This is a genomic window from Haloferax sulfurifontis ATCC BAA-897 (assembly GCF_000337835.1).
GTDB lineage: Archaea > Halobacteriota > Halobacteria > Halobacteriales > Haloferacaceae > Haloferax > Haloferax denitrificans.
Map to the genome: position 1 here is coordinate 73,202 of NZ_AOLM01000007.1, position 7,201 is coordinate 80,402.

Here is a 7,201-nt window from a genome sequence, read left to right on the forward strand (position 1 = left end):
GATAGGATGGGAACACACGACGACTCCAATTCCGACGGGAGTGAGGAAGAGAGACGTCGTGTAGTCGCTTCTCGCACTGAAACGATTGACGAAGTCCTCGAACACCGATATGAACGACTTCACGGGGATGAAGACGTTGAGAACCGCACGGAAGAAGGCCAAGCCATCCGCGTCCCGATACCTGATCCGGCGTACCACAATCTGAAGACGCAGCTGCTGAAGAACATCGTCAAGCACGACGATCTCGCCAGGGCCGTGGGCGAACTGGACTTCAAACCGCGCCATGGCGACGTAGCTGAACTCCCCTCGTTTGGAACGAAGTTCTCGGTCAACGACTACGCACGCACGCTTCTGCTGGCAAACCTGTTCAAAGACGAATCCCCGAACAGTATCGCCAAGCCAGCGGGGGAGGATTCGGGCAAGTACGACGATGAACTGAACCTCTCGAACCCTCTGCCCCAACCGACGCTATCTCGGTATCAAGATGACGTTGTACGTCTCTTCCAGCCGTACTTCGGCAAACTTCAGGATGACGTGATCGACTTCGTTCAGGGGACGAAGCACGAGGAACTCGTGCCGCCACCGCCAGCGCTGGCCTCTGATGGGGCAGGGCCGCGCGACCTCCAGGTGATCGCCCGCGATCTCCGGCAGAAGGCGCTGAAATTCCTCCAGTTCAAGCGCGCCGGAAACACGTTCCACGACAAGAATGTGATGTTCAAACTCCTCGATGTCGCTTGCCTCCACGGGACGACCATGGAGACATCGCAGGAAGTAATCGAGGGGAAACCGTGGATGTGGAGCGGAGAGCCGCCCAAACGCCGGAACTTCCTCACCCACGTCACGAAGTCCGACCGGCGGGAGATCATGTCGATGTTCCTGGCGGCGAACGAGTCGATGATCCAGCTGCTCGAAGAGGAGTACGACTACTTCGGTGACAATGTCGCGGTTGCCATCGACGTGACGCCGTGGCCGTGGTTCGGGAAGTACGAGGACGGCGAGATCCCCGAGTGGGTCTCGGGGACGAAGGCCGGGCGCAACTACGCCTACGCGTGGAAGTTCGCTACGCTGGCTCTCGTCGGCACGAACACACCGATGACGGTCGTCTCTCTCCCGGTGAAGTCGGCCTCGAACCTGGATGGCGTAGTTGATCGGCTACTGCGGTTTGCCACGGCGAAGTTCGACATCGATTGGGTCTACCTGGACAGCGAGTTCTACCAAGGCGGCGTAGTGAACAACATCCGCGCGGATGCCGATTTCATCATCAAGGGCAAGAAGGGCTCAGACAAGCTTCAGGAGGTCAAAGAGGAGTTCCTCGAAGAGGACAAGGAGTGGGACGACTTCCGGTGGGGCGTCGGAGACGTAAATGACGGACGCGACTACATGTTCGTGCTGCCGGAAGAGAAGAAGTCGCGCCTCCAGAAAGAGGACTTCGACGACCCGACCGACGCGCTGACGCAGTTCTACACCAACCGTGACCCGCGAGAATTCGCCACCAAGGAGCGAAACGGCGCGGAGGTTCTGGCTGAGAAATTCCGCCAGAGATGGGGTGTAGAGACCTCCTATCGAGTAATCAAGAATCGGTTTCTGCCACAGTCGGGCTCGCCACAGATCGAGCACCGGATGTTCTTGTTCGGCTACGCGGTGCTACTCTACAACATGTGGACGGTGGCGAACGCGATTGGTGCCGACCGGGACGATGATCACGACCTCGGAAAGCACGGGAAATACTGGAAGGCAATCGTGTTTCTGAGTAACATGATTGACGACCCGGCGTCACTCGAAATCGGGGAAGTTCCCGAGGGAGAGTTATCAGAATTCAGTGAGATGATTCAGAAGGATTTTTACCTGAAGTTCAGCGTCTGAAAGAGGTCGTTCCGGCGGCACCCTCGAACTGAATAACATCACCCACATTGCCAACAACTGGTAAAAACACAGTGCTCCAAGACCAACTTGAAGAGGTCGAATACCTCAGTTGGAATAAACAAACACGAAAACAGACTGGAACCTACGTCTACGAGACCACGGCCAAGGATTTGGCTCATTGGCTCAAAGAACACTTTGGCGAATACGCAGGCGGGAAAACAATCCCAGCGTGGGTGTTTGGATTGCCTGAGTCATACCGAAGGGCACTCGTAGAGGGTTATCAACAGGCGGACGGTTCGGTCGACTCCCACGGCCGCGTGAGCGCAACAAGCGTCTCGAAGCAACTCGCTCTGGGAATCAAACATGTCTTAGAGTCGCTGGGAGTCGCCGCAAGTCTCCCATCGCCACAAGAGAAAGAAAATGAAAATCATCAAACGACATATACTGTCGGCTGGGACTGGACACTCTCGGTTGAAGAGAACAATTCGACCTTTGCTGAGGACGGACAGCGCTGGACGCGTGTTGTCAAAACTGAGCCCGCCAAGGAATCTACAACTGTCTACGACTTGACTGTGGAAGATGACCACAGTTTTGTCGTTGACGGAGTCGTAGCCCACAACAGTAGTTGGGGCCCGGTCGACGACGAGGGGTCACCGAGTCGAAACGGCGACATCTTCGAGGCGTGGGTCAACACGCTCCACGCGCTCGGCTACTCGGTGGACTGGCGAGTGCTCAACGCCGCGGACTACGGCGACGCGACCTCGCGCCGACGGCTGTTCGTCGTCGGTCGGAAGGGCAAGCGCGCGGAGTTCCCCGAGCCGACCCACTCGGAGGCCGGCGTCGACGGGACCGACGAGTGGCGGCCGGCATCGGAGGTCATCGACTGGTCCGACCGCGGCGAGTCCATCTGGGAGCGCTCGCGGCCGCTCGTGAACAACACGATGCAACGCATCGCCGAAGGCATCCGCCGCCACTGCGACGACGACCTCGCACCCTTCGCGGACGTTATCGACGACCTCGGGAAGCCGGAGGTCAACGCGATGCAAGCGGACATCGTCGACGCCGACGACGTGCCCGAAGTCGCCGAACAGCGATGCGAACCGTTCCTCGTCAAATACTACGGGACGTCGACGGCGAAGTCGGTCGATGAACCGATGGACACCATCACGGCGAACGGCGGCAAGTACGCGCTCTGCACGCCGTACGTCCTCGGTCAGCACGGCGGGTCGGTCGCCCGCGACGTGGACGAGCGTCCGCTTCCGACCATCGCGACGCGCGGTGCTATCGGCCTCTACCAGCCCGAGGCGTTCGTCCTGCCGCGGAACATGGTTCACGGCGGCCTCCACTCCAACGGGACCTACACACCCGACGAGCGCCCGCTACACACGGTCACGGCCAACAACCACGACGGCCATGTCGTGACGCCGTACCTCATCGAATACTACGGCAACGGTCGCGCGCAGTCGCTCGACGACCCGCTTCCGACCGTGACGACGAAAGCGCGCTTCGCGCTGGTCGTGCCGGAACTCTACCCGCTCGGTCTCGACATCCGCTTCCGGATGCTCCAGCCGCGCGAACTCGCCGCGGCGATGGGCTTCCCCGAGGAGTACGAGCTGGTCGGCAACAAGACGCAGGTCACGAAACAAATCGGGAACGCGGTGCCGGTCAACCTCGCGAAGAACCTCGTCAACCAACTCCTGACGGGCGACGCGCCGTCGCTCCACACGTTCGCGAACGAACAGGGGGTCGAAGCCGATGACTGACAAGCCGACTGCTGAGGACATGGATGGTCCGGATGCGTACCCCTCGGGCGAACTGTTAGTGGGTCAAAACGGCCTTGCCGCCCGGTGCCCGTACTGTGACACGGTTATCGCACTCGACGGGCCTCATGAGTGCCCGACTTGCGGAGCCAAAGCGGACGTGTCTGTGAGGTGGTCGAGGTGACTGAGGCGTCGGCATCCGATTCGCGTCGCGTGTGTCCTGCCTGTGGTTGCGAGGTCCGTCACCAGCGCCCTGACGAGCACGATAACGGGCTCGCGGAGTGTCCGGTTGCAAAGGCGCTCACAAACAAGCCGTGGGCGGTGACCCATCGTGTCTGAGCCCGAACGTGGCGAGCGCCCACCGACGCTCGAACTCGTGACCGTTCACGACACCGAGTACGGCTACGGGAGTGGCCTGCTGACGGTCATGCTCGGCCTGAGTGCCGCGCTGTTCTACGAGACGTGGCACGCGGAGCCGTTCATCGCGACCGTCGTGGTGAGCGCCTACGTCGCGCTCTCGGCGCTCCTGTTCGAACACGGGACGCGAAACGCCTACCAGAACTGGCGACTCGCCGAGCGCGCCGGGCGGTGGTCGGATGACTGAGCGGCTACTGGCGTCGTGGGAGGACGCGCCCTACGTGAGCTACGACCGCCGGTCGGCCGTCGTCGAGCACCGAATCCGACTGGTCGTCTACGACGACGGCAACGTCGACGTCGTTCACGAGGTCCGGTCTGACGACGACCGCGCCGACGAACCCGCCGAGTGGACGCCGAAAGAGGCCCACGAGGTTCGCGGCGGGCGCGTGACGAAAACCGGAGGCCGGCCATGACCGTCCGGTGCAAGCACTGTGGGCAGACGTGGGACCGCGACCCGGTCCTCGAATCGACTGCCAACCAACCCACCGCAACAGACACACCATGAGCAGAGACACGCGCATCGCCGAAGCCTGCTACCAAATCCTCGGCGACCTGGACTGCATCAACCCCGAGACCGAACACCAAGCACAGCTCATCGACGAGGCGCGCGCCACCATCCGCGAACTCGCCGAAGACGACAAGGACCGCCACGGCACGACGCCGAGCGACGAACTCGCGGCGTTCCTTCGGGAGAAAGCGGAGGCCGACGATGACTGACATCGACCCCGAGCGCATCAAGCCGGGCGACCTCGTGAAACTCGCGGATTCGCCATCCGAGTGGCGCGTCATCGAACCGATGGAAGAACGGAAGACAGCGATGTACTCGGGAAAGCTCATCGGGGTTTGCATCCGCGGGTCGCCGGCACTCGGGGGGTGGAAGCCCGTTCGAAATATCACCGACCACGTCCCACGGGGCCAGACGTTCGAAGACCCCGACAACGAGACGCAAACAACACTCGCGGAGGTGGTGTGAGTGGCCGACAAGCCGAAGCACGTGCTCATCTACGCGCGTCGGGAGGACACGGCCCACAAGTTCCTCGGCCCACTCAACGCCGGCGACCGGGCCTACTGGCGGGTGGGCGGGACGCCACGGCAGACGGCCGAACGCGCTCGGGTGTTCTTCCACGACGGCGACCTCATCTACGCCGAGGCGATGATAACGAAACTGGAGGCCGGCCGCATCTGGTTCACACCACTCGAAAGCGTCCGCTTCGACCACCCCGACCGGCCCGACGGCGGACACCGCGGCTTCCAGTATATCGAGGGCCTGCCGACGCCGACCTCGAAGCACCTGCCGCGATGACGCGGTAGGTCGGCGTTCGTTTCCGACCACCGTTTCGGAAAACTGTTTTTGGAGTACGTTTATGTTTGCTGTAAACAAAAACAGGAAACAGAGATGGCAAACAAAAACAGACCACTCACGGCGGCGACGTACGTCGAGAAAGGCGGCGTCGGGAAGACGACGACGGCCGCGCACGTCGCGGTCGCGGCGTGCCAAGACCACGGCCTCGACACGTTGCTCATCGACCTCGCAGGAACGCAGAACGACCTCGCCACGCAGTTCGGCCTCGGCGAAGTCGCGGGGGACGTTGACGCGCCGATCTCCGCGGTCTTCGGGAGCGACTGGGACTTCATTCGCGAGAACGTCCCGGACATCTCGAATGTCGTCGAGCGCATGGTGTTCGAGACGGCGGAAGGACCCGACCTCATCCCCGCAGACCCCGGCCTCGGCGGCGCGGACAACAACCTCGCGAACGTCGTCGTCGAACAGCGCTACGAGTTCCTGCGCTCGTTCATCGACGAGGACCTCGGCGACCGCTACGACCTCGTGCTAATGGACCTCCCCGGCAAGGAGGACAACATCGCGCTCAACGGCCTCTTTGCGGCAGAGAACGTCATCGCGCCGCTGAAGCCCGGCGCGTTCGAGGAGAACCAACTGCAGAAGCTCGAAGCGACGCTCGCCGAGATAAACGACGACCTCGGCGTCGACCTCCGGCTCGCGCTCGTGTTCGCGACGATGGTCGACGGCCGCGTGTCGCTCCACGACGAGTTCGTCGACGAGCTGGAGCAAAGCCACCCCGAACTGCTCGGCCAGCCCATCCCGGCGACCGCGGGCGTCGGCAACGGGCAGGATGCCGGCCACACGCTGTTCGGGTTCGACGATGACGACCGACTCGCGAGCGCTGACCGCGCGCTCGACGCGTACCGAGAGAACGCCGACCGCCTGCTGACCAACATCTCCAACTAACCATGTCCGACGACCAATCCAAGGCCGAGGAACTGCTACAGAGTAAGAAAAGCGAGAAGCGCCACACCAGCCAGCCGGCGCGCAAGACGGCGGCCGGCGACGGCCCGGACCTCGCGAGCGCGGTCGAAGCCGCGTACCACGACATTGACGAGGGTGACATCATCGAGACGCTATCCATCCGGGACGGGAACCTCGCGGCGCTGTTCGCGGCGCTGGAGACGACCGGCGAGTTAGAGGACGTCGGCCGGCGGGCGCTCGGGCGTCTCGACCGCGACGGTGACGCGGACTCGAAAGCGCAAGTCCTCAAGGCGCTCATCCGCATCGGCCTAAGCGATGTCGCGAGCGACGAACTCGCGGCGGCGACCGAGGGCAAGCGCCGGTTCAAGCGCTCGCAGATAGAAGACGACGGTTTCTGAATCCAGTTTTCTAAAACGGTTTCTGTTTACTGTTTTTGTTTACAGTTTGCTAAAACAGATTGTGTGTGCGTCGCCACAGCTCGTCGTGTAGTTCCTGAGAAAGGCACCCGGAAGCTATGTGGTGCATCTATGGCTGATACCCAAGCATCGGACGGTGCCTTCGGAGGCGAAGCCTCCACTCACGGATAGCTTCGGGCCATACAAAAAGAGTCGGAATGGAACTCGGCGAGCGGGGCTGTCGTCGACGGCGGTGCCTATCGCCGGTCGCCGACACCGGCGTAGCGGTCGACGCGGTCGATGCGGAGGACGGGCGCGATGTCGTCGCCGTGGACGACGTGCGGGATGTCGACCGGCGAGAGCGCCGGGACGCGGAGGCCGCCGATGGCCGCTCGTGGGGGCGTCGCCGTATCGACCATGAGCGGGTAGACGACTGAGAGGTCGTCCGCTCCGGGTGCGTCGAGGACGCGGTGGCGGCTCACACCGCCGGTGGTCTCGAC

The 7,201-nt window shown here is 62.4% G+C and carries 10 protein-coding genes; 9 read left to right on the plus strand and 1 reads right to left on the minus strand.

What is annotated here, in order from left to right; genetic code table 11:
- Positions 1–6: 6 nt before the first annotated feature.
- The 9 genes from C441_RS20155 to C441_RS04615 all read left to right on the plus strand — a co-directional run bounded on the left by C441_RS20155 (position 7) and on the right by C441_RS04615 (position 6,704).
- Positions 7–1,863, plus strand: a complete 1,857-nt coding sequence (locus tag C441_RS20155; protein WP_007274033.1) for a transposase — start codon at positions 7–9, stop codon at positions 1,861–1,863.
- 233 nt (positions 1,864–2,096) lie between these two features.
- Entirely contained in the window at positions 2,097–3,626 is a 1,530-nt protein-coding gene (locus C441_RS04580) for a DNA cytosine methyltransferase (protein WP_394295362.1), read from the plus strand.
- Between the two features lie 328 nt (positions 3,627–3,954).
- Entirely contained in the window at positions 3,955–4,227 is a 273-nt protein-coding gene (locus tag C441_RS04585) for a hypothetical protein (protein WP_152420705.1), read from the plus strand.
- On the plus strand, positions 4,220–4,453 hold the full coding sequence (locus tag C441_RS04590) for a hypothetical protein (protein ID WP_007274036.1): 234 nt from the start codon (positions 4,220–4,222) through the stop codon (positions 4,451–4,453). The genes C441_RS04585 and C441_RS04590 overlap by 8 nt, the downstream gene beginning before the upstream one ends.
- 88 nt (positions 4,454–4,541) lie before the next feature.
- The gene (locus C441_RS04595; protein WP_007274037.1) at positions 4,542–4,757 is read left to right on the plus strand and encodes a hypothetical protein; all 216 of its coding nucleotides are present in this window, start codon (positions 4,542–4,544) and stop codon (positions 4,755–4,757) included.
- Positions 4,750–5,013, plus strand: a complete 264-nt coding sequence (locus C441_RS04600) for a hypothetical protein (protein WP_007274038.1) — start codon at positions 4,750–4,752, stop codon at positions 5,011–5,013. The genes C441_RS04595 and C441_RS04600 overlap by 8 nt, the downstream gene beginning before the upstream one ends.
- A complete protein-coding gene (locus C441_RS04605; RefSeq protein ID WP_007274039.1) occupies positions 5,014–5,343 on the plus strand; it encodes a hypothetical protein in 330 nt (109 codons plus the stop codon).
- Between the two features lie 93 nt (positions 5,344–5,436).
- Entirely contained in the window at positions 5,437–6,288 is an 852-nt protein-coding gene (locus C441_RS04610; protein WP_007274040.1) for a ParA family protein, read from the plus strand.
- 2 nt (positions 6,289–6,290) lie between these two features.
- Complete coding sequence (locus tag C441_RS04615) at positions 6,291–6,704, plus strand: hypothetical protein (protein ID WP_007274041.1); 414 nt, start codon at positions 6,291–6,293, stop codon at positions 6,702–6,704.
- Positions 6,705–6,958: 254 nt separating this feature from the next.
- Here C441_RS04615 and C441_RS04620 read toward each other — a convergent pair.
- On the minus strand, positions 6,959–7,201 hold a 243-nt coding region (locus C441_RS04620; RefSeq protein WP_007274042.1), incomplete at its 5' end, for a hypothetical protein.